This window comes from Micrococcus sp. Mcc28, assembly GCF_024519775.1.
Lineage (GTDB): Bacteria > Actinomycetota > Actinomycetes > Actinomycetales > Micrococcaceae > Micrococcus > Micrococcus luteus.
In genome coordinates this window covers 1-24106 of sequence record NZ_JALJRH010000022.1, presented here as the reverse complement: position 1 = coordinate 24106, position 24106 = coordinate 1, and the positions used below count along the sequence as shown (strand labels likewise).

At 71.1% G+C, this 24106-nt stretch carries 22 protein-coding genes; 10 read left to right on the top strand and 12 right to left on the bottom strand.

Features of this window, described 5'->3' with window-relative positions; all coding sequences use genetic code 11:
• Positions 1-207 precede the first annotated feature (207 nt).
• Genes NR073_RS10285 through NR073_RS10255 form a run of 7 tightly spaced genes read right to left on the bottom strand, consistent with a single transcriptional unit; the run spans position 208 to position 10026 of the window.
• Positions 208-1164 carry an LD-carboxypeptidase gene (locus NR073_RS10285; protein WP_372970638.1) on the bottom strand — a complete coding sequence of 319 codons (957 nt, stop codon included), beginning with the start codon at positions 1162-1164 and terminating at the stop codon, positions 208-210.
• Positions 1161-2741 carry a long-chain fatty acid--CoA ligase gene (locus NR073_RS10280; protein ID WP_230278206.1) on the bottom strand — a complete coding sequence of 527 codons (1581 nt, stop codon included), beginning with the start codon at positions 2739-2741 and terminating at the stop codon, positions 1161-1163. Before NR073_RS10280 ends, NR073_RS10285 begins: the two co-directional genes overlap by 4 nt.
• Positions 2742-2780: 39 nt before the next feature.
• Positions 2781-3968: an acyl-CoA dehydrogenase family protein gene (locus NR073_RS10275; RefSeq protein WP_230278205.1), complete on the bottom strand. Its 1188-nt coding sequence runs from the start codon at positions 3966-3968 to the stop codon at positions 2781-2783.
• 46 nt (positions 3969-4014) lie between these two features.
• Entirely contained in the window at positions 4015-4866 is an 852-nt protein-coding gene (locus NR073_RS10270) for a CoA transferase (RefSeq protein ID WP_044658735.1), read from the bottom strand.
• Positions 4863-7040 (bottom strand): 3-hydroxyacyl-CoA dehydrogenase NAD-binding domain-containing protein, encoded by a 2178-nt coding sequence (locus NR073_RS10265; RefSeq protein ID WP_061866816.1) that lies wholly within the window; start codon positions 7038-7040, stop codon positions 4863-4865. Before NR073_RS10265 ends, NR073_RS10270 begins: the two co-directional genes overlap by 4 nt.
• Positions 7041-7086: 46 nt before the next feature.
• Positions 7087-8301 (bottom strand): acetyl-CoA C-acetyltransferase, encoded by a 1215-nt coding sequence (locus NR073_RS10260; protein ID WP_036336657.1) that lies wholly within the window; start codon positions 8299-8301, stop codon positions 7087-7089.
• 45 nt (positions 8302-8346) lie between these two features.
• On the bottom strand, positions 8347-10026 hold the full coding sequence (locus NR073_RS10255; protein ID WP_061866815.1) for a long-chain-fatty-acid--CoA ligase: 1680 nt from the start codon (positions 10024-10026) through the stop codon (positions 8347-8349).
• 218 nt (positions 10027-10244) lie between these two features.
• Between NR073_RS10255 and NR073_RS10250 the strand changes: the two genes are divergently transcribed.
• The 3 genes from NR073_RS10250 (at position 10245) to NR073_RS10240 (ending at position 14272) form a co-directional block, all read left to right on the top strand.
• On the top strand, positions 10245-10850 hold the full coding sequence (locus NR073_RS10250) for a TetR/AcrR family transcriptional regulator (RefSeq protein WP_061866814.1): 606 nt from the start codon (positions 10245-10247) through the stop codon (positions 10848-10850).
• 230 nt (positions 10851-11080) lie between these two features.
• Positions 11081-11647 (top strand): DinB family protein, encoded by a 567-nt coding sequence (locus NR073_RS10245; RefSeq protein WP_041104677.1) that lies wholly within the window; start codon positions 11081-11083, stop codon positions 11645-11647.
• 93 nt (positions 11648-11740) lie between these two features.
• Positions 11741-14272, top strand: coding sequence for an HAD-IC family P-type ATPase (locus NR073_RS10240; protein ID WP_256748795.1), 2532 nt, complete (start codon positions 11741-11743; stop codon positions 14270-14272).
• 6 nt (positions 14273-14278) lie between these two features.
• Here the strand turns inward: NR073_RS10240 and NR073_RS10235 are convergent, their stop codons facing one another.
• On the bottom strand, positions 14279-15100 hold the full coding sequence (locus NR073_RS10235; protein ID WP_256748794.1) for a hypothetical protein: 822 nt from the start codon (positions 15098-15100) through the stop codon (positions 14279-14281).
• Between the two features lie 124 nt (positions 15101-15224).
• On the opposite strand from NR073_RS10235, the gene NR073_RS10230 reads away from it, so the two are divergent.
• The gene (locus NR073_RS10230; RefSeq protein WP_073117263.1) at positions 15225-15677 is read left to right on the top strand and encodes an acyl-CoA thioesterase; all 453 of its coding nucleotides are present in this window, start codon (positions 15225-15227) and stop codon (positions 15675-15677) included.
• Between the two features lie 35 nt (positions 15678-15712).
• On the opposite strand, the gene NR073_RS10225 is transcribed toward NR073_RS10230, so the two are convergent.
• The 3 genes from NR073_RS10225 to NR073_RS10215 are packed head-to-tail and all read right to left on the bottom strand — an operon-like array spanning position 15713 to position 17771.
• Positions 15713-16348, bottom strand: a complete 636-nt coding sequence (locus NR073_RS10225; RefSeq protein ID WP_036336646.1) for an energy-coupling factor transporter transmembrane protein EcfT — start codon at positions 16346-16348, stop codon at positions 15713-15715.
• Entirely contained in the window at positions 16348-17109 is a 762-nt protein-coding gene (locus tag NR073_RS10220; protein WP_113914459.1) for an energy-coupling factor ABC transporter ATP-binding protein, read from the bottom strand. The genes NR073_RS10225 and NR073_RS10220 overlap by 1 nt, the downstream gene beginning before the upstream one ends.
• On the bottom strand, positions 17106-17771 hold the full coding sequence (locus NR073_RS10215; RefSeq protein ID WP_010080061.1) for a biotin transporter BioY: 666 nt from the start codon (positions 17769-17771) through the stop codon (positions 17106-17108). The genes NR073_RS10220 and NR073_RS10215 overlap by 4 nt, the downstream gene beginning before the upstream one ends.
• A 287-nt stretch (positions 17772-18058) precedes the next feature.
• Here NR073_RS10215 and NR073_RS10210 point away from each other — a divergent pair, with 287 nt between their 5' ends.
• The 6 genes from NR073_RS10210 to NR073_RS10185 all read left to right on the top strand — a co-directional run bounded on the left by NR073_RS10210 (position 18059) and on the right by NR073_RS10185 (position 23752).
• Positions 18059-18475, top strand: a complete 417-nt coding sequence (locus NR073_RS10210; protein ID WP_227448837.1) for an SUMF1/EgtB/PvdO family nonheme iron enzyme — start codon at positions 18059-18061, stop codon at positions 18473-18475.
• A 112-nt stretch (positions 18476-18587) separates the two neighbouring features.
• Entirely contained in the window at positions 18588-20024 is a 1437-nt protein-coding gene (merA, locus tag NR073_RS10205; protein WP_078025618.1) for a mercury(II) reductase, read from the top strand.
• A gap of 59 nt (positions 20025-20083) precedes the next feature.
• A complete protein-coding gene (gene merB / locus NR073_RS10200) occupies positions 20084-20746 on the top strand; it encodes an organomercurial lyase MerB (RefSeq protein ID WP_036336638.1) in 663 nt (220 codons plus the stop codon).
• A gap of 163 nt (positions 20747-20909) precedes the next feature.
• On the top strand, positions 20910-22280 hold the full coding sequence (locus tag NR073_RS10195) for an NAD(P)/FAD-dependent oxidoreductase (RefSeq protein ID WP_036336637.1): 1371 nt from the start codon (positions 20910-20912) through the stop codon (positions 22278-22280).
• 122 nt (positions 22281-22402) lie between these two features.
• Positions 22403-22792: a heavy metal-responsive transcriptional regulator gene (locus tag NR073_RS10190; protein WP_036334145.1), complete on the top strand. Its 390-nt coding sequence runs from the start codon at positions 22403-22405 to the stop codon at positions 22790-22792.
• A 744-nt stretch (positions 22793-23536) separates the two neighbouring features.
• Positions 23537-23752: a hypothetical protein gene (locus NR073_RS10185; protein WP_036334147.1), complete on the top strand. Its 216-nt coding sequence runs from the start codon at positions 23537-23539 to the stop codon at positions 23750-23752.
• 154 nt (positions 23753-23906) lie between these two features.
• On the opposite strand, the gene NR073_RS10180 is transcribed toward NR073_RS10185, so the two are convergent.
• Positions 23907-24106 (bottom strand): integrase core domain-containing protein (locus NR073_RS10180; protein ID WP_252411758.1); only part of this gene is annotated, 200 nt, incomplete at its 5' end.

The window sequence follows — 24106 nt, the reverse complement described above, 5'->3', positions numbered from 1 at the left end:
CGGCCACGTGCGCCTGCGGGATCCCGTCGTGCAGGTGGCGGTGGACCATCCTGAGACGGCCAGTGGGGGTCAGGGGTGCGTTAGCGTGAGTCATGAGTGGGTCTTCTCGGGCAGGTCGGTGGTGTAGGAACTTCCATCCTGCGGGAGAGGCCCACTCGTCTCATCTCAGCCGGCGCCTCGTGGCAAGAACCTCATGACCCACAACAACTAGTACTCCGCCCACACCCGCCGCTCCGCACCGTCCACGGTCATCACGCCGCCATGCGGCAGCACCCACTGCGGCCGCGTGTGGCCGAACGGGACGCCCACGCACACCACCGCGTCCGGGTTGTAGCGCCCGACCTCTTCCACCACCACATCGGCCTGCTCCGCGCGCAGCCGTGCCCGCTCCTCCGCACCCCGCGGCGCCTCGAAGGAGCTCGCCGGCGGCCGGGCTGCCAGCACGGCGTCCACGGCGCCGAGCACGCCGCGCTCCCCCAGGATCCGCAGCAGCCGCCGCACCTCGCCGGCGCTCGGCAGCTCCTCGCTGGTCTCGATAAGCAGCACACCACCCTCGAGCACCGCCGTGTCCGCAGGCCCGCGGCCGGCCGCCATCACCCACGGCAGCACCTCAAGGCAGCCGCCCCACGTCCGGCCGGTCACCGCGCGCCGCGGCCCGGCCCAGCGCCACGGTGAGGCGCCCTCGCCGACGCCGCGCGCGCCGTCGTCGTGCGGGCACGGCACCGGCTCGCGCGTCCCGAACTCGGTGAGCGCCCGTGGGTCCAGCCAGTCGACGCCGTGGTCCTCCGACTCCCCCGGCTCCGTGATCTCCAGCCGCCCTCCCGTCAGCAGGGCGGCTCGCAGGGACGCGGCGTGCACCTCATCCACAGCCGGTCCCGGCCCCAGGTGCACCTGGGTGGACCCGCCGTAGAAGCTCGCCACGCCGTTCGCCCACAGCCACTGGTGCAGGTTGGTGTTGTCGCTGTAGCCGAGGAACGGCTTGGGGTCCGCGCGCACGGCGTCCGCGTCCAGGGGACCGATCACGGTGATCTGGTCCTCCCCGCCCACCGTGGCGATCACCGCCCGGATCTGCGGGTCCGCGGGAGCGTAGCGAGAGGCCACCTGTCTGTCGTTCCTCTCGCTCAGACCAGACGACCTGCGCCCGGACCGCCCGGCGCCCCTCACCCCTGACGCAGCTCGCGGCGCAGGATCTTGCCCGTGGCGTTCTTCGGCAGCCCGTCCAGGACGGTCACCTCCCGCGGCTGCTTGTAGCGGGCCAGCCGTTCGGCCGCGAACGCCTGGAGCTGCTCCCCCGTGACGGCGCTGCCCGGGGCCAGGGAGACGAAGGCCGCGATCTCCTCGCCCAGCCGCTCGTCCGGCACACCCACCACGGCGGCCTCGACCACGTCCGGGTGCTCGTAGAGGACCTCCTCCACCTCGCGCGGGTACACGTTCATGCCGCCGCGGATGATCACGTCCTTGAGCCGGTCCACGATCATCACGTACCCGGCCTCGTCCCGGCGGGCGATGTCCCCGGTGCGGAACCAGCCGTCCTCGTCGAACGCCGCCTCCGTGTCCTCCGGGCGGCCCCAGTAGCCGGCCATGATGCCCTCGCCCCGGATGCGCAGCTCACCGGAGGTCTCGAGGTCCTCCTCGGGCACCTCGGTGCCGTCCATCGCGACGATCCGGAACTCGAAGCCGTCCACCGGCCGGCCCACGGTGCCCGGGCGGGTCGGCGCGTCCACGGGGTTGAAGAAGCACGCGCCCGCGTTCTCGGACAGTCCGTAGCCCTCCAACACGGGCACGCCGAACAGCTTCTCCGCCGCGCGCAGCGTCTCCACCGGCAGGCTCGCACCGCCGGAGAGGGGCATGCGCAGCCTCGAGAAGTCCGCCGGCTCGGCCCCGGCCTCACGACGGGTCCGGGCCACGGAGAGGAACGCCCCGTGCATGGTGGGCACGCCGGGCAGGAACGTGATGCCGTGGTCCTGCAGCTGGTCGTAGGCGGCCTCCGGCACGAACCGCGGCATCAGGGACAGGGTGGACCCGGCGAACACCGCCCCGTTGAGCACCACCGAGAGCCCGAACACGTGGAACATCGGCAGCGCCGCGAACACGACGTCGTCCGGGCCGAGCCGGCCCAGGCCGGTCGCCGTCGCCATGGCGTTGGAACGCAGGTTCGTGTGCGTCAGCCGGGCACCCTTGGGCCGCCCCGTGGTGCCCGAGGTGTAGAGCAGGACGGCGTCGTCGTCGGGGTCGCGCGGGGTGATCTCCGTGACCGGGGCGATGCCCTCGGCGGCGCACTCCCGCCCGACCGCTTCGAGGTCCAGGGTGACCACCTCGACGTCGACGTTCCCGGCCACCTCGTCCACGGCCGGCAGCCCGGGCATGGCCCAGAGCACGCGCGCCCCGGAGTCCTCGAGGAAGTACTCCAGCTCACGGGCCGTGAACAGCGGGTTGAGCGGCACCATCACCGCACCCAGGCGCATGAGCGCCTCGTAGACCGCCACGAAGGCCGGGACGTTGGGCAGCAGCACGGCCACCCGGTCCCCCGGGCCCACCCCGCGGTGGCGCAGCCAGCCGGCCGTCGCGGCCGTGACCTGGTCCAGTTCGCGGTAGGTCATGCGGGCCTCGCCGATCCGCAGGGCCACGGCATCCGGCTGCCGGGCCACGGTGGCCGAGAGCAGCTCGGCCACATGACCCCGGCGCTCGGTGGGCCGGCCGTGGGTGGTCGCGGAGGTGTCGGGGGTCTCGGAGGTGGTCACGGTGGCTCCTGATCTGGTGGGGCGGTCGTCGGAGGGGGTTCAGAGGAAGGCGGAGTGACCGGTGAGGCCGCGGCCCACGATCAGCGAGTTCACCTCGTAGGTGCCCTCGTACGTGAAGATCGCCTCGACGTCGCAGAAGAACCGGCCGAGCCCGACGTCGGCGAGGATGCCGTTGCCGCCCATCATCTGGCGGCCCAGCGCGGCCGACTCGCGGCACATCTGGGAGGTCTTCAGCTTCACCAGGGAGGCCTGCGTCATGGACACCTCGCCGGTGGCCTCCAGCTGCACCGCCCGGTGCGCCATGCCCAGGGTGGCCGCCAGGTTGGCCGCGATCTGCACGAGCAGGGACTGCACCAGCTGATGCCCGGCGATCGGCCGGCCGAACTGAGTGCGCTCCAGCGCGTAGCGGCGGGCGGCGTCGAGGATGCCCTGCTGCGCGCCCACGGCCTGCCAGCCCAGGCCGTTGCGGGAGCCCAGCAGGATCACGTTGGTGTCCGCGAAGGTGTTGGCCTTCTCCAGCTTGTTCTCCGCCGGGATGCGCACGTCCGTGAAGGTGATGTCCGCGTTCTGGACGATCTTCACCGCGGTCTTGTGCCCGATCTTGGTGGCCTCGTAGCCGGGGGTGTCGGTCTCCACGATGAAGCCCTTGACCTGGTCGTCCTCCTCGTCCCGGGCCCACACGATCGCGATGCGGGACATGGTGCCGTTGCCGATCCACCGCTTGGCCCCGTTGATCACCCACTCGTCCCCCTCTCGGCGGGCCGTGGTGGCCATGCCGCCGGCGACGTCGGAGCCGTGCTCCGGCTCGGTCAGCGCGAAGCAGCCGGTGTACTCCATCGCGTACAGGCCCGGCAGCCACGTCTGCTTCTGCTCCTCCGAGCCCAGGGCCTCCAGGGTGGCCCCGACGAGGTCGTTGTGCAGGGCGAAGTACACGCTGAGGGAGATGTCCGCGCGGGCCAGCTCGGCCATCAGGTGCCCGCGGAACAACGGGTCCTCGGTCATGCCGCTGATGTGGTTGTAGCCCAGCTCCCCGACGCGGCGGGCGATCTCGTGCGGGAACTCGTCCCGGCTCCAGGCCTCCGCCACGTGCGGGGTGACGATCTCGGCCAGGGCGGCGCGGATCTCCGTGAGCTCCTCCTGCTGCTCGGGCGTCAGGAGGCGGTGGTACTCGAGGACGTCGACGTCGACGTCGATCAGCGAGCGGGTGCGGGAATCCGTGGTGGTCATGAGGGGCTCCTGGAGGTCGTTCGAGGGGGGTGCTGAGTCGTGGGGGTCAGGCGGTGGGGCTGGCCAGGGCGGTGAGCGGGATGCCCCGCTCCTCCCCCCATGCCTGCCAGTGGGCGGCGTCGTGCCGGGAGAGGGCCTCGGTGAGCTGCGCGCGGACGTCCCCGTCCGCGTCCAGCCCGAGGCCCTCGACAAGCGCGGCCGCGAAGTGCGGCTCGAGCGCGCCGACGGCCACATGGCCCTCGGCCGCCGGATACACCCCGTAGTGGGGCAGGGCCCCGCCCAGGGGGCTGCGCGGGCCCGTCATGCGGTGCCGGTTGGGCAGGGCCAGGGCGTGCGCCGCATCGGCGAGCGCCACCGTGGCATGCCCGCCGTCCCCGTCCGCGCCGCGGGCCCACAGCAGGGCCAGCGCGGCGGAGACGGCCCGCTCGGCACCGTGCAGATCCGCCGCGAGGATCCGCGGTGGAGCCCCCGGCGCCAGCAGGCCCGCCGCGGCCTGGTAGTTGATGTCATGGCCTGGCACGTCCGTGCGGTCCCCGTCGTATCCGGTGATGTCCACCTGGCAGATCCGCCGGTGGCGGGCGCGGACGGCGTCGGCGTCCAGGCCCAGCCGGCGCAGCGCCCCGGAGCGGTGGGAGGTGAGGAACACGTCCGCCTCGGCCAGGATCTGCTCCATCTCGGCAGCCCCGGCCTGGGACTTCATGTCCACGGTGCGCACCGACTGCCCGCGGTGCAGCTCCTCGTAGAGGGCCGGCACCAGGGTGGCCACGGGGTCCCCGCTGGGCGGGAGCACCGTGACGATGTCGGCGCCCAGCTCCTGCAGGCGGGCCGCGGCGACGGGCCCGGGCAGGTTCAGCGCGATGGTCACCACGCGCACCCCGGCCAGCGGTGCGGCGCTCATCGGCCCGGCCCCTCGCCTCGCTCGGCCAGCTGCCGGAGGGTGCCGCCGGGACGGAACCGCTCGCCGTAGCGGTCGGCCAGCTCGTCGGCGCGGGCCACGAACGCGGCCGGTCCGCCCTCGCGGTGCGTCATGAACGTCACGGGCCCACCGGTGTGCGGCGGGAAGCCGATGCCGAACACGCCGCCGAGGTTCGCCGAGGGGGCGTCGGTGAGGACGCCGTCGTCGAAGCAGCGGGCCGTCTCGATGGCCATGCGGTACAGCAGGCGGTCCTGCAGGTCCTGCTCGGGCACGTCCGCCCCGGTGGCGAAGTGCTCGGCCAGGCCTGGCCACAGGTGCTTGGGGCCCTGTTCCGGGTACTCGTAGAAGCCGGCGCCCTGAGCGCGGCCCGGGCGGCCGAACTCGTCCACCATGCGCTCCACCACGCGCTCGCCCGGACGCACCGGACGCTCACCGCCGGCCTCGGCGACGGCCTTCTCCTCCTCGCGGCGGATGTGCTGGATCAGGGTCAGGGAGACCTCGTCCATCATGGCCAGCGGGGAGGCCGGGAAGCCGGCGTGGCGGGCCGCCCGCTCGATCCGCTGCGCGTCCACGCCCTCCTCCACGAGGGCCGCGGCCTCGAGCACGAGCGTGCCGTAGACGCGGGAGGTGTAGAAGCCGCGCCCGTCGTTGACCAGGATGGGCAGCTTGCGGATCTGCTGCACCAGGTCGTAGGCGCGCTCCACCGTGCGCGGGGAGGTCTGCTCACCACGGATGATCTCCACGAGCTTCATCCGGTCCACCGGGGAGAAGAAGTGCAGGCCGATGAAGTCCTGGGAGCGCTCCCGCGGGCCCTGCAGCAGGGTGATCGGCAGCGTGGAGGTGTTGCTGCACAGCAGGGTGTCCGGGCCGACCACCTTCTCCACCTCGGCGAACACCGAGTCCTTGAGCTCGACGTCCTCGAACACGGCCTCGATCACCGCGTCCACGTGCGCGAGGTCCTGATAGTCCTCGGTGGGCTGCACGCGGGCCAGGACGGCGTCGGCGTCCTCGCGGCTCATGCGCCCCTTCGCCACGCGCCCCTCGAGGAGGGCGCCCACCCGCTCACGGCCGCGCTCGGCGGCCTCCAGGCTGACGTCCTTGAGCATCACGTCCACGCCGTTGAGCGCGAGCGCGTGGGCGATGCCCACGCCCATCATCCCGGCGCCCAGCACCGCCGCCGTGGTGATCGTGCTGCGCTCGCGGGAGGGACCGCCCAGGGCCGCGCCGGAGCGCAGCGCCTGCATGTCCGAGTGGAACGCCTGGATCATGGCGGAGGAGGTGTGGCCCGTCACGAGGGACACGAAGTACCGGGTCTCGATGCGCGAGGCGGTGTCGAAGTCCACCTGCGAGCCCTCCACCGCGGCGCTGAGGATCGCCTTCGGGGCGGGCAGGTCCGCGCCGTGGAGCTGCCGGCGCAGGGTGGCGGCGAACGCGGGCAGACGGGAGGCGAAGGAGGCTCGGGCGGGGGTGCCGCCGGGGATCCTGAAGCCCTTGACGTCCCAGGGCTTCGCGGCGGCGTCGGCGTCGTCGCGGTGCTCCAGGATCCAGCGCTTGGCGGCGGGCACCAGGTCCGCGGGGTCGGTCACGACCTCGTCGATGATCCCCTTCTCCATCGCGGCCCGGGCGTCGCGGGCGGTGCCCTGCAGCAGCCACTCCATCAGGGCGCGCTCCACGCCCACCATGCGCACCAGGCGGGTGATGCCGCCGCCTCCGGGCAGCAGGCCCAGGGTGACCTCCGGGAGGCCGCCCTTCAGCCCCGGGTCGTCCACGGCGATGCGCCGGTGGCAGGCCAGGGCGATCTCCAGGCCGCCGCCGAGCGCCGTGCCGTTGATCGCGGCGACCACGGGGCGGCCGAGGGTCTCGAGGCGGCGCAGCTGGCCCTTGACCCGCTGCGTCAGCGCGAACACGGACTCCACGTCCTCGGGGCCGGCCTGGGCCAGGGAGTCCAGGTCGCCGCCGGCGAAGAAGGTCTTCTTCGCGCTGGTCAGGACGACGCCGGTCACCGTGTCCCGCTCCGCCTCCAGGCGGTCCACGACGGCGTCCATCGCGTCCTGGTACCGCTCGTTCATCGTGTTGACCCGCGCCTGCGGGTCGTCCATGGTCAGCGTGACGACGCCGTCGGCGTCCTGGTCCCAGGTGATCATGTGCTCACTCATGCCGGTGCTCTTCCTGCCGTGCTGGTCGGTCGGGTGGGTGGGGCGCTCAGACGCGCTCGACGATCGTGGCGACGCCCATGCCGGCGCCGATGCAGAGCGTGGCGATGCCGGTCCGCAGGTCGCGCCGCTCGAGTTCGTCCACGAGGGTGCCGAGGATCATGGCGCCGGTGGCCCCCAGGGGGTGGCCCATGGCGATCGCGCCGCCGTTGACGTTGGTCTGCTCCTCGGTCCAGCCCATCTCCTTCATCAGCAGCAGCGGCACGGCCGCGAACGCCTCGTTGATCTCCACGAGGTCGATGTCCGCGGCGGTCATGCCGGCCACCTCGAGGGCCTTGCGGCACGCCGGGGTGGGGCCGGTGAGCATGATGGTGGGCTCGGAGCCGACGACGGCGGCGGAGACGATCCGGGCCCGCGGACTCATCCCGGCCCGCCGGCCGGCCTCCTCGGAGCCGATCAGCGTCAGCGCGGCGCCGTCGACGATGCCCGAGGAGTTGCCGGGGTGGTGCAGGTGCTCGATCCCCGCCAGCGAGCTGTACTTCTCCAGCGCCACGGCGTCGAAGCCCGCCTCCCGGCCCAGCGCCTCGAAGGAGGGCTTGAGCGTGGCCAGGGTCTCCACGGACGAGTCGGGGCGGATGGTCTCGTCCCGGTCCAGCACGGTCATCCCGTTCATGTCCGTCACCGGGACCACGGAGCGGGCGAACCGGCCCTCCTGCCACGCCGCCGCAGCACGGCGGTGGCTCTGCGCGGCGAAGCGGTCCAGCTCTGCGCGGCTGAATCCCTCACGGGTGGCGATCAGGTCCGCGGAGACGCCCTGCGGGACGAAGTCGGTGGCCAGGGAGGTGGCCGGGTCCATGGCCCACGCGCCGCCGTCGGAGCCCATGGGCACGCGGGACATGGACTCCACGCCGCCGGCCACGAGCAGAGACTCCCAGCCGGAGCGGATGCGGGCGGCGGCCTGGTTCACGGCCTCGAGCCCGGAGGCGCAGAACCGGTTCAGCTGCACGCCGGCCACGGTCTGCGGCAGGCCCGCCTTGAGGGCGGCCACCCGGGGCAGGACCGCGCCCTGGTCGCCCACCGGGCTGACGCAGCCGAGGATCATGTCCTCGATGTCGGCGGGGTCGAGCCCCTCATGGCGGTCGCGCAGCGCGTGGGTCAGGCCGACGACGAGGTCGATCGGCTTGACCTCGTGGAGGGAGCCGGAGGGCTTGCCGGCACCGCGCGGCGTGCGGAGGGCGTCGTAGAGGAAGGCGTCCTGGGTCACGGGGTCTCCTGGGGTCGGGGTGGGTCTGGGGAGGTGGCGGGCCGCTCAGCGGCCGGAGGTGAGGGCGTCGGCGTAGTCGGCGCGCAGCTTGCGCTTGTTGACCTTCCCGACGCCGGTCCGGTCGATCTCCGTCACGAAGCGGACCTCGTCCGGCAGCTGCCAGGTGGCGAAGCGCTCGGCGAGTGCGGCGAGGACGGCGTCCTGGTCGACGTCGGAGTCCTCGTCCCGCACCACGAGGGCCAGAGGACGCTCCTCCCACTGGGGGTGGGGGACGCCGATCACGGCGGCGTCGCGGACCCCGGGGACGGTCATGATGTGGTTCTCCAGGTCGATCGAGGAGATCCACTCGCCACCGGACTTGACCACGTCCTTCAGGCGGTCGGTGACCTTGAGGTAGCCCTCCGGGGAGAGGTAGCCCAGGTCCCCGGAGCGCCAGTAGCCCTCGTCGTCGAAGCCGGCCTCGGTGGCCTCGGCGTTGTCCGCGTAGGAGGTGGTCACCCAGGGCCCGCGCAGGCGGATCTCGCCCACGTTCTCCTCGCCGGGCGGCAGCAGCTCGCCCAGGGGGTCGGTGATCTTCACGTCCACCCCGACGACGACGAGGCCCTGGAACCGCTTGAGGTTCCACCGCTCATCCTCGGAAAGGGTGTCCATGAGGCTCGGCTTCATGCGGTTGAGGGAGACGATGGGCGAGGTCTCCGTGGCCCCGTAGGCGTGGATGACCTCCGCGCCGGTGAGCTCGTCGAAGCCGCGCATCATGGCCACGGGGGGCTCGGTCGCGCCGCACAGCAGGCGCACGCCGTCCATCCGTGGGGGCGTCTCGAGGGTGCGGAGGTGGTGGAGCATCGGCATGAGGATCGCGGGGGCTGCCGGGGCCACGGTGACGCCATGGTCCACGAGGGTGGAGGTCAGCCACGGGGTGTCCGTGAGGTTGAACCGGCCCGGCAGCACCAGGCGCGCGCCCACGGCGACGGCGGCGAACGGCAGGCCCCAGCACTGCGCGTGGAACATGGGGGTCAGCAGCAGGGCGGTGTCCGCCATGGTCATGCCCAGGGTGGACACCACGGCGTGCGCGTGCAGCCAGGTGGCCCGGTGCGAGTAGAAGACGCCCTTGGGACGGCCGGTGGTGCCCGTGGTGTAGCAGGCGCCGGAGGCGGAGCGCTCACTCACGTTCGGCAGGTCCGCTGTCTCGAGCGGCTCCTGCCCGTCGAGGAGGGCCTCGTAGGAGAGGACGTCGCCGCGACCGGCCCAGTCGGCGGGGAGCTCGCCGTCGCCGGCCACGATCCAGCGGATGCCCCCGGGCAGGTGCGGTTCGAGCGCGGCGGCGAGCTCCAGGAGGGTCTCGTCCACGACGATCGTCCCCACCTGCGCGTGGGTGATCACGTAGGCCAGGTCCGTGGGCGCCAGGCGCAGATTGAGCTGCACCATGGTCGCGCCCAGCAGCGGGACGGAGAAGTAGGACTCGAGGTGGCGGACGTCGTTCCACAGCAGCAGGCCGACCCGGTCCCCCGGCCCGACGCCCTCGGCGCGCAGGGCCGCGGCCATGCGGCGCACCCGCTCCCACACGGCCGCGTAGGTGGTCTGCCACCGGGAGCCGCCGCCGCGGGTGTGGATGATCTGCTGATCCCCGAAGGTCCGGGCGGCGTCCCGCAGGAGGCGAGTGGTGGTGAGCTGCTCGTCGTCGCCCATGGTGGACGGGGTGCCGAGGACGGTGTCGGTGGTCTGCATGGGTCCCCCTGGGAGGTGTGGTGGTCGCGGAGGCGGGCGGCAGTCGTCTGTGACATGCCTCACTGAGCTGATGTTGCACACTCAAGCACGATGTTGCACTAGCGTGCAAGAAGGGTGCGGGGGGCGTTTCGATCCCTGCCGTAGGGTTCAGCGAGCCCCCGCATCCTCATCTCCCGACCACGGGCCATCCCATCCGCCGACCCAGCCCCGAGGACCCGATGAACACCCCCCTGCCCTTCGATCAGGACGATCTCTCCTCCCCCGCGCGCCTGCGCCTGGCGGCCCTCGAGCTGTATGCCGAGCGGGGGGTCGAGATGGCCAGCGTCCGCGAGATAGCGCAACGGGCCGGCGTCGCCCCCGGGCTGGTGCGGCACCACTTCGGCAGCAAGGCGGGGCTGACCCGCGCCGTCGACGACGACGTGCTGCGCCTGATCGCCGCGACCCTCGACGAGGTCCCGCTCGTGGGCACCCCACAGGTGGTGTCCGCGGCCCGCGACGCGGCGTTCGCGGACCTGCTGGCCGACCACCCGGTGGTGGGGGCCTACGTGCGCCGCTCGCTGCTGGAGGCCGGCGGGGAGACCGAGTCCCTGCTGGAGCGCCTCGTGGACCTGACCACGGAACAGACCGAGCGCCTGCGCCGGTCCGGCTTCGCCCCGCGGCGCAGCATGCCGACGTCCGTGTTCGGCACCGTCATCCGGCAGATGGGGCACCTGATGGTCGACCCGTCGGCGGACCGCATCTGGCGCCGGATCGCCGAGACCCAGGAGGGCGCCGCCGAGCAGGCGAGCCCGCGGGTGCGACTCGTGGTCGATCCGCCGCGGTGAGCAGGATCGCCTCCGACCGCGAGGGCGTCATGCACCTCGTCCGCCAGGCCGACGACGCCGGCCCGCCCGTTCCGGGAACGCCTGCGGTCGGTATGGGCGCACTTTTCAGGCTCAAAGCGACCGCACGCGTTCCAGGTCCGCCACCTCACCCGCCCCCGGCCGCCCGCGCCCCCGCCCCCGGACGCGCCGTTTCCCGAACGACAACGCGGGTGGGGCGTAGCCTGGCCGCCATGACCACCGTGTTCTACGACGACCAGGGCCGCCCCGAGCCGCCCTTCGCCGCGGGCGAGGCCGCCACCCTGCTGGGCTTCCTCGACTTCCTGCGCGCCACGATCGAGTGGAAGACGGCGGACCTGGACACGGCCGCGCTGCACCGCCGGCTGCCGGGGCACCCGTCCGCGATGACGCTCGGCGGCCTGCTCAAGCACCTCGCGTTCGTCGAGTTCTGGTGGTTCGAGGCCGTCGCCCTCGGCGAGCCCACCTCGACGCCCTGGGTGGGCGCGGACTTCGACGCGGACCCCGACTGGGACTGGCACAGCGCGGCGCAGGACTCCGCGGCGGACCTGCGCGCCCTCTGGCAGGGCCAGGTGGAGCGGTCCCGGCAGATCGTGGTGGACCTGCTCGCGGCGGACGGCGACGACGGCGCCGCGGCCCTGGCCCGCGCCCACCGGATCCGGGAGGGGCGGGACCCGGTCTCGCTGCGGTGGATCCTCACCCACATGATCGAGGAGTACGGCCGCCACGCCGGCCACGCCGACCTGCTGCGCGAGGGGATCGACGGCCAGGCCGGCGAGTGAGCCCGCCCCACCCGCGGTCCCGCCTGCGGTCGCACCCGGGTTCATCCCCTCGTCGGATGCCCGGCCCCACGCCGGCTGGGTAGATTCTGTGCCATGGCCTCCCCCTCCCCTGCGTCCGCGCACCCGTCCGCCCCCGAGAGCGGGACGGGCCTGGGGTTCACCGGCGCGGCGGGGATCACCGGGCTCACCGCCGCCGAGGTCGCCGAGCGGGAGGCCGCGGGCCTGGTCAACGTCCAGTCGCGGGACACGTCCCGCTCGCTGGGGCAGATCCTGCGCGTGCACGTGTTCACGCTGTTCAACCTGGCGATCGCGCTGTGCGCCGTCGTCGTGATCCTGATGGGCCGCTGGCTGGACCTGCTGTTCTCGTTGGCGGCCGTGGCCAACGTGGTGATCGGCGTGGTCCAGGAGTACTCGGCCAAGCGGAAGCTGGACCGGATCGCGCTGCTGCACCAGGACGACGTCGTCGTCATCCGGGACGGGGCGCGCGTGCCCCTGCCGATGGCGCAGATCGTGCGGGACGACGTCGTGGTGCTGCGCCGCGGCGACCAGGTGCCCGTGGACGGCGAGGTCCTCGTCTCGGACGGCCTGGACATGGACGAGGCGCTGCTCACCGGGGAGAACGACCCCGTGCCGAAGACCCCCGGGGACGCCGTGCTCTCGGGCTCGGCCGTCGTGGCCGGCGCGGGCCTGGTACGCGCGACGGCGGTGGGCTCGGCCTCGCACGCGGCCCGGCTCAGCGCCGAGGCCCGCCGCTACTCCGCCATCCACTCGGAGCTGCGCGGCGCCCTGGAGAAGGTGGCCCGCTGGCTGACGATCGCCCTGGTGCCGATCATCGCGGTGATCGTGCACGGCCAGATGACGGCGGTCGGCGGCTGGGCCCTCGCCCTCTCCCAGCCGCGCGAGGCCGCCCTGGAGCCCGCGCTGATCGCGTCCGTGGCGGCGGTGACCAGCATGATCCCGCAGGGCCTGGCGCTCATGACGACCATCGCGTTCGCCGTGGCCGCGCTCAAGCTGGCCCAGCAGGAGGTCCTCATCCAGGAGCAGCCCGCCGTGGAGGTCTTGGCCCGCGTGGACACCGTCTGCCTGGACAAGACCGGCACCCTCACCGAGGGCGGCGTCCGGTTCGACCGGCTCGCCGCGCCCGCCTCGGCGGACGCGTCCCCGGACGCCCACGACGACGGCGCCCCGGCCGAGGTCGGCGACGGGGCTCGGGCCGTGCTCGCCTGGTTCGGCGCAGACCCGGACGTGAACCCCACCGCGGCGGCCCTGCGCGAGCCCTTCACGGCCGTCCCGGCCGTGGACCCCGCGGCCCAGGTGGCGTTCTCCTCCGCACGCCGGTGGTCGGCGGTCGCGTTCGGCCCCGAGGCTGGGGCCGCGGCCGGCACGTGGCTGCTCGGCGCGCCCGAGGCCCTCGTGGACGAGCAGGTCCTCGGCCCCGAGGCCGCCGAGGCCGTCCGCGCCCAGGTCCACGCCGACGCGGACGCCGGCCGCCGCGTGCTGCTGCTGGCCCGCACGGACGAGCCCCTGGTCGGGGACGTGCTGCCCGCCGGAGTCGTCCCGGTCGCCGTCGTGACGTTCCGCGAGAACGTGCGCTCGGACGCCGCCGAGACCCTCGACTACTTCCACGCGCAGGGCGTGCGGACCGTGGTGATCTCCGGGGACAGCCCGCGCACCGTGGCCGCCGTGGCCCGCGAGGTGGGCCTCGAGGTGGCGGGCCAGGCCTACGACGGGCGCACCCTGCCGGACGATCCCGGGGAGCTCGCCGCCGTGATGGCCGAGCACGACGTGTTCGGCCGCGTCAGCCCGGACCAGAAGAAGGCGATGGTGCAGGCGCTGCAGTCGCGCGGGCACGTGGTGGCCATGACCGGCGACGGCGTGAACGACGCCCTGGCCCTGAAGACCGCGGACCTGGGCATCGCCATGGGCAACGCGGCCCCGGCCACCAAGGCGGTGTCCCGGATGGTGCTGCTGGACGGGCGCTTCGACCGCCTGCCGCGCGTGCTCGGCGAGGGCCGCCAGGTGATCGCGAACATGGAGCGGCTCGCCCACATCTACCTGACGAAGACGACGTACGCGCTGCTGTTCGGCGTGGTGTTCTCCCTGTTCGCGTGGCAGTTCCCGCTGCTGCCGCGGCAGGCCTCCACGGTGGACTTCATCATGATCGGCGCGCCCACGTTCTTCCTCGCCCTGCTGCCGAACCCGCGCCGCTATGTGCCCGGCTTCCTGGGGCGGGCGCTGCGGTTCGCGATCCCCTCCGGCGCGGTGATCCTGCTGTCCATGGTGGCCTTGCAGACGTACGTGCGCCTCACCGCCGGCGACGTCGACCTGGCCCGCCAGCAGGCCGCGTTCATGATCACCCTGACCCTGCTGGGCCTGTGGGTGCTCAGCGTGATGTCCCGGCCGCTGAACGCGCGCGTGGCGCTGCTGATCCTGGCGATGTACGCGGTGCTGGCCGCCGTCGTGCTGGTGCCGGCCTCCCGCTGGTACCACCGGATGGAGGTCCCGCCGGCGGACCTGCTCGTGGCCGCGCTGGTGGTCGCCGCGCTCGGGTGCGGACTGATCGAGGTCATCCACCAGGTGCACCGCCGGCACGTGGCGAGGGTGCTGGCCGCCGCGGGGGCCTGAGACCCCTCAGCGGCGGGCGCGACGCACGGCGGCCCGGTAGTCGAGCCACGTCCACACCAGCACGACGACGGCGACCAGCGGGTACGCGACGTCCCACGCGCTGAGCCGCTCCCCGGCCACCACGCCCGGGAGACGGGTGGCCAGGATGATCACCACGAACGCGGTGACCGCCCAGGCCCGCCGGCGGGGCGCGGCGACCCGGTCCTTCTGGAAGCCCGCGGCGTACGACTCCGGGGAGCCGAGCTCCTCGGCCAGCGGGCGCCCGGCCGCGGCCCCGCGTGCCCGCGCGTCACGGACGATCTCGCCCACCCGCGCGTCGGGCAGGTCCTTGCGCAGCCGCAGGACGCCGGCGAGGCGGCGGGCCCAGGCGTCGTCGTCGAGGGCGGCGGGGGGCTCTTCCACGGGACGGCGGGCCGCCGGGAGCAGCCGGTGTGCGAGCCAGGCGAGGCCCGCGCAGACCGGGGCGACGGCGAGCAGCCAGAACGTGCTCCCGGTGAACAGGTGCGTCTGCGCGTTCACCTCGACGAGCCACCAGGCGAGCACCAGCCCGAGGGCCAGGAGGGCGGCGACGGCCACCAGCGTGGCGGCCAGCCGCGGGACGCGGGCGAGGAGCCGCTCCCAGAGGACCATCACCGCCGCCCCGGGCACACTCATGAGCACCGGGGACAGCAGCAGCCCCCACGTGTAGTCGGTGGTGAGCCCGTCGCGGAGCAGCCAGACCAGGCAGAACAGGACGGCGATGCCGGCGGCGACCGTGAAGCCGAGCACCGGCACATCGCGCCAGGTGGCGTCGGGTGTGGCGGGGTCGGGGTGGGGGCGGATGGTCATCGGCCGGGTCCTTCCTGTGTGCTCCGTTGCGGATCCCTCCGGCGACCCTACGGCCTGCTCGAGCACGTCTCCGCATCGGGCGCCCTCTCTCGTGCCGGCGTCGGCGTCGCTCTACCGTGGGGCCATGGACTCCACGCTCTTCACCCGTTCGGCCGACCGCGCCGCCCACGACGACGTCAACTTCCGCACCCGCAAGTGGGTCAAGCCGGAGGACCTCAACGCGAACAACACCCTCTTCGGCGGCTCGCTGCTGCGCTGGGTCGACGAGGAGGCGGCCATCTACGCGACCCTGCAGCTGGGCAACCCGCGGTGCGTGACGAAGCTGATCTCGGAGATCAACTTCCTGGCCTCGGCGAAGCAGGGCGACATGATCGAGATGGGCCTGCGCGCCACCGAGTTCGGGCGCACGTCCCTGACCATGCGGGCGAAGGTGCGGAACATCGTGACCGGCGAGATGATCCTGACCATCGACAAGATCGTGTTCGTGTCCCTGGGCGAGGACGGCAAGCCCGCGCCCCACGGCTTCACCGAGATCACCTACGACCGCGACCGTCTGCCCCTGGACAACCCCCTCTGAACCGGCCCGCCCCCAACGCGGGAGGGCCGGGGGCTCTAGTCGATGCCGCGGGCGGCCAGGGCGTCCCCGACGTCGTCGGCGTGCTTGAAGCTGAGCACCAGCAGCGGCAGCGCCCAGGCCCACGGCGCCATCCGTACCCCGCGGGCGGCCTGCGCATGCCGGATCTGCTCGGCCAGCGCGCGCAGGTGGCCGATCGAGGAGAGCACCAGGCCCATCGCCAGGCCCACGCGGTCGGCGCGGAACCCCGCCCGCGCCAGGCGTGGCCCCGCCCACGGGATCCGCTCGACCGGCCGCAGCACCGCCTCGGCCACCCCGGTCATGTCCGCGATCCGGGTGGTGCGCGTCAACACCTGCGCGGTGAGCACGAGCCCGAGCACGCGCGCCACCATGAGTCCGGCGGCGAACGCGTCGGTGAAGATCCACTGCGCCGCGAACAGGACCACGTAGAACAGCCACAGGGCGCGCAGATCGGAGGCGATCATCGCCGCCCCACGCCGCAGCCCGAAGCCCACGAGATACGCGGTCACGGCGCCCACGACGGCGGCGCCCGCCGTCCACAGGGACAGCGGCAGCAGGGTCAGGGCCAGCACCCACACCGCGAACAGGCCCGTCTTGAGGCCGGCACGGGCGTGATGCAGGGGCGAGTCGCCGTGGATGTACAGGGAGAGCATCAGCGCAGCTCCGCCGCCACGGCGTGGTCCAGGAAGCGCTCGTACGCCTCGACCACGTCCTCGGCCGGGCCGGTCCGCTCCACACGGCCGCCGTGGATCCACACCGCCTCGTCGCACGCACGGGCCAGCTCGAGGTCGTGCGTCACCAGCAGCAGCTGGAACCCGTCCGGGGCCGAGGGGTCGGCGGCCAGCAGCCGGTCGGCCACGATCCGCCGGTGCCGGCCGTCCAGCAGGGAGGTCGGCTCGTCGGCGATCACCAGGGACGGCCCGGCGGTCATCACCGAGCACATGGCCAGCCGCTGTGCCTGTCCCGAGGACAGGGACAGGCACGCCCGGTCCGCGAGCGCGGTGAGCCGGTGCTCCTGGAGCGCCGCGGCCACGCGTGCGGCGACGTCGTCCTTGGTCAGGCGGCGACCGGCGTCGTCCCTGAGCGACTTCACGGTCAGCTCCACGTCCTCCCGGACGGTGGGCATGACCATCTGCGCGGCCGGGTTCGCGAACACGAAGCCGACGGTGCGGCGCAGCGCCTTCACGTCCCGGACGGCGTCCACCCCGTGCACGGTCACCTCCCCGGCGACGACGTCGGCCAGCCCGGCGATCGCGCGGGCCAGCGTGGACTTGCCGGAGCCGTTCTCCCCGATCACCGCCACGCGCGGGGCCGTGAGGGTGAGGTCCACGCCGTCGAGGAGGACGACGACGCCCTCGGGGCCGTCGGCCTCGACGCGGACGCCCGTGAGGGTGACGGAACGGTCCTGGCTCATCGGAAGGCGCGGGGGTAGGCCTTCCACAGGCCGACGATGAGGATGACGGACACGACGAGCTTGATCAGGTCACCGGGCACGAACGGGGCCATGGAGAGGACGGCGGCGCCGAACTCCATCCCGGCGATCCCGACGAAGCCGAGCACGCCGAAGAAGTAGACCATGACGACGCCGCCGATCAGCCCGGCGACGGCCGCACCGAGCGCGACCCGTCCGGCGCCGAGGCCGGGACGGGCACGGGAAGTGAGGGCCCAGAAGATCAGGCCGACGATCAGCGCGGACGGGATCCAGCCGAGGATGAAGCCGGCCGTCGGGCCGGCGAACACGCCCAGGCCGCCGCGGCCGCCGCTGAGCAGCGGCAGGCCGAGCGCCACGAGGCCGGCGAACAGCGCCATCGAGGCGGCACCGCGCCACGGGCCGAGGATCACACCGGCCAGGATCACGGCGATGTTCTGCAGCACGATCGGGGCGGGCACACCGGCGACGGCGATCGGCGGCACCAGACCGAGGACGGCCATCAACGCGGTCATGACGGCGATGCGCGCGAGGCTGCCGCCGGCGGAACCGCGACGGGGGCGGCCGGCGTCGGTGGGGCGGTCCGCCGTCGTGGTGGCCGCGGGGCGGACGTGGCCGTCGTGGGACGAGGGCACGGAAGTGCTCATGGAGGGACTCCTGGTGCGGAAGCGAGTGCGAGGGGGCGCTCAGCCGAGGCGCGGGGCGCATGGCGAGTGCCCGACGAGTTGAACAGTGTTCAGGAGTCTACTGCAGGGGCGGAGGTGTGGGCGGCCGGGGTGCGCTTCCGGGCGATGGTGCTGTCGAGATGCAGCGAAGATTTCACAAACGCGCAAATATGTTTCATGCGACCATGAGTCACTTAGGTATTGACATTTGAACCTTGATCGACTAGGGGTCATAGTTCTCCAGTCAGCCCGTGTGCGACGCTGACACCATGAACCAGCCCTCCATGGCCACCCTGTCTTCGGGAAAAATCACCCTGCGCGACGCCCGCCGCGGGACCACACGGGATGTGGAACTGGAGCCCTTCGAGATGGCAGTGCACCCCCTCCATGACCGGAGCACCGGACGCCCGCTCACGCCTCTGACATGGTTCGAGACCATCAACCTCTGCAACGAGCTATCCAATGCCGAAGAGCTGCAGCCGGCCTACACGCGTGCTGGGGACGGACGCTCCGTTACCTGGAACACGAGCGCTGACGGGTACCGATTGCCCACCGAGGCCGAGTGGGAGTACGCCTGCCGCGCCGGAACGACCTCGCCCGCCTACGGGCCGCTTGAAGACATCGCCTGGACCGGCCTCGACCACCTCGAGGGCCCCCAGCCCGTCGTCCGTTCAGAGAACCCTTGACCTTCCCCCGTAGGGGAAGGTGCAGACTGAAGATCAACCACTGGAAAACCAGCCATCAGCTTCTGCCGTCACGCAATGAACCGGTGCCCGATGGCAGTGTAGGGAGATTCGCATGAACGAGGCAGTACCGCATTTCGATCTGGCGATCATCGGTTCCGGTGGTGGCGCGTTCGCTGCCGCGATCAGGGCAACGAACCTCGACAAACGGGTCGTCATGATCGAACGCGGGACCGTGGGCGGGACCTGCGTGAACACCGGATGCATCCCCTCCAAGGCTCTGCTCGCCGCAGCCGAGGCACGCCACACCGCCCAGGACGCCGGCAGGTTCCCCGGCCTCACCGCCACCGCGGGACCCGTGGACATGGAAGCACTCATCGCGGGAAAGCGCGCCTTGGTGGAGAACGTGCGCTCCGATAAGTACGTGGACCTCGTCGCGGACTACGGGTGGGAGCTGCGCCACGGCAATGCTGTATTCACCGGCACCGCCGCGGACCCTGCGCTGGAGGTCACCGCGCAGGACGGGACCAGGGAGACGATCACGGCCGCCCACTATCTGGTCGCGACCGGCTCCACCCCGTGGGCCGCACCGATCAATGGTCTGGACACGGTCGATTACCTGACATCGACCACGGCCATGGAACTCGACGAGGTACCCGAGTCCTTGCTGGTCATCGGCGGCGGGTACGTCGCCCTGGAACAGGCCCAACTCTTCGCCCGCCTCGGCTCGAAGGTCACCATGCTGGTGCGCTCTCGCCTGGCATCGGGTGAGGAACCCGAAGCATCCAGGGCATTGATGAGCGTCTTCGCCAACGAGGGCATCCGGGTCATCCGCCGCTCCACCGTCTCCTCCATCACCCAGGACACGGACGGCGGCATTGCCGCCCAGGCCGACATCGCCGGCGGGCGCGAAACCCTCCGGGCCTCCAAGGTCCTCGTCGCCACGGGTCGGCGCCCGGTCACCGACGGGCTAAACCTGGCCGGGGTGAGCGTGAAGACCGGGGACAAGGGGGAAGTCGTCGTCGAGGACACCCTGGTGAGCTCTAACCCACGCGTTTGGGCTGCGGGGGACGTGACCGGGCACCCCGAATACGTGTACGTCGCCGCATCCCACGGCACCCTGATGGTCGACAACGCCTTCAGCGACGCCGGCCGCGCCGTGGACTACAGCCACCTGCCCCGCGTCACGTTCACCAGCCCTAACCTCGCGGTTGTCGGCATGACCGACAAGCAGGCAAGAGACGCCGGGATCAGGTGCGAATGCCGGGTTGTACCGCTGGAATACATACCCCGCGCCGTGGTGAACCGGGACACCCGCGGATTCATCAAGATGGTCGCAGACGCCGACACCGGCAGGATCGTCGGTATCACCGCCGTCGCGAAGGAAGCCGGCGACCTCGCTGCAACAGGCGTGTACATCCTGCAGGCCGGGATGACCGTCGATCAGGTCGCGAACCTCTGGAGCCCGTACCTGACCATGGCCGAGGGCATCAAGATCGTTGCCCAGTCCTTCAAGACGGATGTCTCCAAACTTTCCTGCTGCGCCGCCTGAACACCTGAACCACCGATCGCCGAACACTGACACACCATGCCTTGAAAGGAACGACCGCGATGAACAACATCAGCGAGGTCACTGACCGGCTTGCGTCCAACGAGACGGGGATGGAGCCCTGGCTGTGGATGCCCCTACTGAAACTCCTCGCCCTGGGCGACCCGGTCGACGTGAGCGACCTCGCCGCGGCGACCGGCCGTGCCGGGGAGGAAGTCCGCACTGCCCTCAAGGCGATGGGCGACACGGAGTACGACGGGTCCGGGCGGATCATCGGGCAGGGCCTGACGCAGCGCCCCACGCAGCACCGGTTCGAGGTAAACGGTGAGCAACTCTACACCTGGTGCGCGCTGGACACCCTGATCTTCCCGACCCTGCTGGGCGCATCCGCGCGTATCGAATCCTCACATCAGGCCACAGGCACCCCGGTACGGGTGGCTGTCACAGCGATGGGTGTCACCAGCGTGGAGCCGGCCACCGCCGTGGTGTCCCTGGTGAACCCGGAGGACATCAGCTCCGTCCGCTCATCGTTCTGCAACCAGGTCCACTTCTTCGCCTCACCCGACGACGCAGCGCCCTGGCTCGAAACCCACCCCGGCGGCACCATCATGCCTGTCAAAGAGGCCTACGAACTCGGATCCTCCATGGCTGAGAAGATGCTCACCCACACACCAGGACCCGCCACCGACCAGGTAAGCAACGGCGTCCAAAGCTGCGCCTGCTGAACCAACCGACCACCCACCACTACCCGCCGGACCACCACTGGCAACTGGAGGGCTTGCACGGGTTCAGTACCGGTGCAGGAGGCGGGCCGGGGCCGGTGCGAGATGTTGACGAAGGACCGGAAAGAGCCGGGAAAGATCCGCTGAATCTGAAGGAGAAATTCTCATGAGTGAACATTTCGATGTTGCCGTCCTCGGTCTGGGCCCAGGCGGGGAGGTCGCGGCCGACCGGCTTCTGAAAGCCGGGAAGAACGTCGTGGTCTTCGAGCGGGAACTAATCGGCGGGGAATGCGCCTACTGGGCGTGTATCCCTTCCAAGACCGTCCTGCGGCCGCCGGAAGCGCGCACGGAAGTTCAACGGGCCGCCGGTGTCTCCGGCGCCGAACTGGACTGGGCTGCCACTGCAAAGTACCGGGACTACATGATCCGGAACCTCGATGACCAGGCACAGGTCGACGGGTACATCAAAGAGGGCGCCGTGGTGATCAAGGACGAAGCTCGGATTACCGGACCGGGCCGGATCCAGGCTGGAGACCGCGAGATCACAGCCGAGCACATCATTATCGCCACCGGCTCCGACGCCGTGATCCCACCGTTGGACGGCATCGACCAGATCACGGCCTGGACGAACCGTGAAACCTACACCACCAGCACGCTCCCCGAGCGGGCGGTCATCATCGGCGGCAGCGCCGTCGGCGTGGAAACCGCGACGTTCCTGGCCCGCTTCGGAGTGGCCATCACCCTGATCCACTGCGGCGAGAGGTTACTGGACCGCGAAGGGCCCCGGGTGGGGGAACTTGCCCACCAGTACCTGCAGGAGGCCGGCATCGACATCCGGCTGGCCACCTCCGCCGTCCAGGCGCGGCGCGAGGGAGCCGACAGCATCATCGAGCTTCAGACACGCGACGGCGATCCAGCCGGTGAGGTGGCAGCAGACGTCGTGATCTTCGGTACCGGCCGCACACCACGCACCGAAGGACTCGGCTTCGAACACGCTGGCGTAACCCTCGGCGACCACGGAGAAATCCAGATCGACGACCACTGCCGCGCCGGCGAAAACACGTGGGCCATCGGCGACGTCACCGGCATCATGCCTTTCACCCACGTCGCGAAGTACCAAGGCCGGATCGCCGCCGACGCCATCCTCGGCCGACCCCACCCGGCCACCTACGACGGCATACCGCGTGTCGTATTCACCGACCCCGAAATCGCCGGCGCCGGACTAACCCAGGAACAGGCAACGAAGCAGGGCATCCGCACCATCGCCACGGAACTGGACCTCGCCGACGCCATCGCCCGACCCTGGACCTACGAGCAGGACCCCCGCGGGCACCTCGGCCTACTCGCCGACGCCGACCGGAAGATCCTCATCGGAGCCTGGGCCGTCGGCCCCATGGCCGGAGAGTGGATCCACCACGCCTCCCTCGCCATCCGCACGCAACTGCCGATCGACACGCTCCTGGACCAGGTCGCCCAATTCCCGACCTACCACGAGGCCTACCAGGTCGCCCTCGAACAACTCGACCTCACCCCCTAACCGGGTCGAGAAACGTACAGGCGGGAGCACGAAGGAATTGGCACACCACAAAGACCCCCATCACCTTCGTGATCTTCCAGCAAAATGGAAGATTACGGAGTCTTTCGAGAACGAGGTGAAGCATGCGTATCGGTGAAGTAGCGGCGGCCTCCGGCGTGACGACCAAGGCCTTGAGGTTTTACGAGGAGCGAGGGCTCCTGCCGCAGGCCGACCGAGCCACCAACGGCTACCGCGACTATCCAGAGGACACGATCGTCAGGCTTGAATTCATCCGGCGCAGCCAAGTTGCCGGCCTCACTCTGGCCGAAATCCTCGACATCCTCCAAATCCGGGATGCTGGCACGGCGCCGTGCGGCCACGTGCGTGATCAGCTTGCCGAGCACCTGACGAACCTGGACAGGCACATCGCCGAACTCACCGCGCTCAGAGAAACCGTTGCCGGCCTTCACGGAACCGCGGCGGCCGGCGACCCCGCTCAGTGCAATGCCGAAGTCATCTGTAGCTACCTTTGATCATCGGCACATCCACAACCAGACGTTTCAACGGAATCACTCAGCGACGACGGACCGCAATCCATAAGCCGCACCGCCGGCAGACGTAAGCCGCGCCATCCGCCAACGCGTGCAACCTGCTCAACGGCAGACGCCGCCCACAGCACGAACAGTGCGCACTGGTGTCGCTGGTTTGGACCATTGTCCATCGTAAGACCGACTCTTCAACCACAGGCCCTCTAGGGCGGGGTCTAGGATTTCACGACAAAACGTTTGTTGCGCCAGGGGTGCCTATGAAACCCGCCGTCAGCCGGACGTAGAACCTGTCGTCTGCGGAAAGCTCAGATCCGATCACCCACCTGATTAGCAGGCCTTAAAGCGTTACAAAAACCACGCCATTTAGCGCTGCGATTCACACCGTCTCTGACGTGATGGTCTCGTGGGCGGGCGGGGCGTGTAAAGGGGTATACCTGCCTGGACGTGCCCCGCAGGGCCCCTGGTGGCCTGTCGGCAGGGAAGCTGCGCTCGGCTCATGGACCAGCGTCCCCCCTCCCACCCCAGCCTGCGCATCATCGGCGCGCTCATCCAGCTGTGCGGGTTGAGCATCCTCAACTTCACGCGTCTGGAATGGCGGGGACTGCTCGGATGGGGGCTTCTCCTGCTCGGCTTCATCCTCTGTGTGATCGGGACCGTCACCCGCAGCCGGCGAGCCTCCCGGGACGCACATGCTCATAATCGGGAATCCCGCGTCGGTAGGCTCAGCGCATGAGACGGACCACGTACCTTCGCATCCTGGCCGGACTGCTACTCATGGTGCTGCTCGTCTGGTTCTGGGGACGCTATGCCCTGTTCCCGATGGAGATGACCACCGGGAACGCACGCTTCATCGGCTGGGGCCTCGCACTCCTGGCGGGATACGGCAGCTATCGGCTCTGGATGAAGGCAGCCGAGCTGAGCGAGGACGGGCACGACACACTCTGAACGCAGAAACGCCCGCGACCACCCCAGCCGAGAGACGCGCCCCCGCTAAGGACGGCGATGGGCCACTGCCTTTATCGGTCGTTTGGGGCGGGCGAGATCCACGCCAATTGGCTCGCCAGCTCACACATCTCTTCTCCCGACGGTGCACGTCCTCCTAGATGTAAGAGGTCATGACGTTGTTGACTCGGGCCGGGGCCAACGAGGCCGGTGGAGCATCTCCGCAGGAGGTATGCGGCCGATGGTAGTTGTAGTGGTTCACCCACACTGCCAACGCCTCACGCCGGGCCGTCTCTGAGGTATACGGGCGGGCGTAGAGGACCTCATCGACCATCAGCCGGTTGTACCGTTCGACCT

What these genes read in the sequence shown, in the direction of transcription:
- NR073_RS10265 (WP_061866816.1), bottom strand. Translation starts at nt 7,040, where the DNA reads ATGAGTGAGCACATGATCACCTGGGACCAGGACGCCGACGGCGTCGTC.
- NR073_RS10195 (WP_036336637.1), top strand. Translation starts at nt 20,910, where the DNA reads ATGAGTGAACATTTCGATGTTGCCGTCCTCGGTCTGGGCCCAGGCGGG.
- merA (WP_078025618.1), top strand. Translation starts at nt 18,588, where the DNA reads ATGAACGAGGCAGTACCGCATTTCGATCTGGCGATCATCGGTTCCGGT.
- NR073_RS10270 (WP_044658735.1), bottom strand. Translation starts at nt 4,866, where the DNA reads ATGAGCGCCGCACCGCTGGCCGGGGTGCGCGTGGTGACCATCGCGCTG.
- NR073_RS10225 (WP_036336646.1), bottom strand. Translation starts at nt 16,348, where the DNA reads ATGCTCTCCCTGTACATCCACGGCGACTCGCCCCTGCATCACGCCCGT.
- NR073_RS10190 (WP_036334145.1), top strand. Translation starts at nt 22,403, where the DNA reads ATGCGTATCGGTGAAGTAGCGGCGGCCTCCGGCGTGACGACCAAGGCC.
- NR073_RS10185 (WP_036334147.1), top strand. Translation starts at nt 23,537, where the DNA reads ATGAGACGGACCACGTACCTTCGCATCCTGGCCGGACTGCTACTCATG.
- NR073_RS10220 (WP_113914459.1), bottom strand. Translation starts at nt 17,109, where the DNA reads ATGAGCCAGGACCGTTCCGTCACCCTCACGGGCGTCCGCGTCGAGGCC.
- NR073_RS10250 (WP_061866814.1), top strand. Translation starts at nt 10,245, where the DNA reads ATGAACACCCCCCTGCCCTTCGATCAGGACGATCTCTCCTCCCCCGCG.
- NR073_RS10230 (WP_073117263.1), top strand. Translation starts at nt 15,225, where the DNA reads ATGGACTCCACGCTCTTCACCCGTTCGGCCGACCGCGCCGCCCACGAC.
- NR073_RS10240 (WP_256748795.1), top strand. Translation starts at nt 11,741, where the DNA reads ATGGCCTCCCCCTCCCCTGCGTCCGCGCACCCGTCCGCCCCCGAGAGC.
- NR073_RS10255 (WP_061866815.1), bottom strand. Translation starts at nt 10,026, where the DNA reads ATGCAGACCACCGACACCGTCCTCGGCACCCCGTCCACCATGGGCGAC.
- merB (WP_036336638.1), top strand. Translation starts at nt 20,084, where the DNA reads ATGAACAACATCAGCGAGGTCACTGACCGGCTTGCGTCCAACGAGACG.
- NR073_RS10235 (WP_256748794.1), bottom strand. Translation starts at nt 15,100, where the DNA reads ATGACCATCCGCCCCCACCCCGACCCCGCCACACCCGACGCCACCTGG.
- NR073_RS10210 (WP_227448837.1), top strand. Translation starts at nt 18,059, where the DNA reads ATGAACCAGCCCTCCATGGCCACCCTGTCTTCGGGAAAAATCACCCTG.
- NR073_RS10215 (WP_010080061.1), bottom strand. Translation starts at nt 17,771, where the DNA reads ATGAGCACTTCCGTGCCCTCGTCCCACGACGGCCACGTCCGCCCCGCG.
- NR073_RS10275 (WP_230278205.1), bottom strand. Translation starts at nt 3,968, where the DNA reads ATGACCACCACGGATTCCCGCACCCGCTCGCTGATCGACGTCGACGTC.
- NR073_RS10245 (WP_041104677.1), top strand. Translation starts at nt 11,081, where the DNA reads ATGACCACCGTGTTCTACGACGACCAGGGCCGCCCCGAGCCGCCCTTC.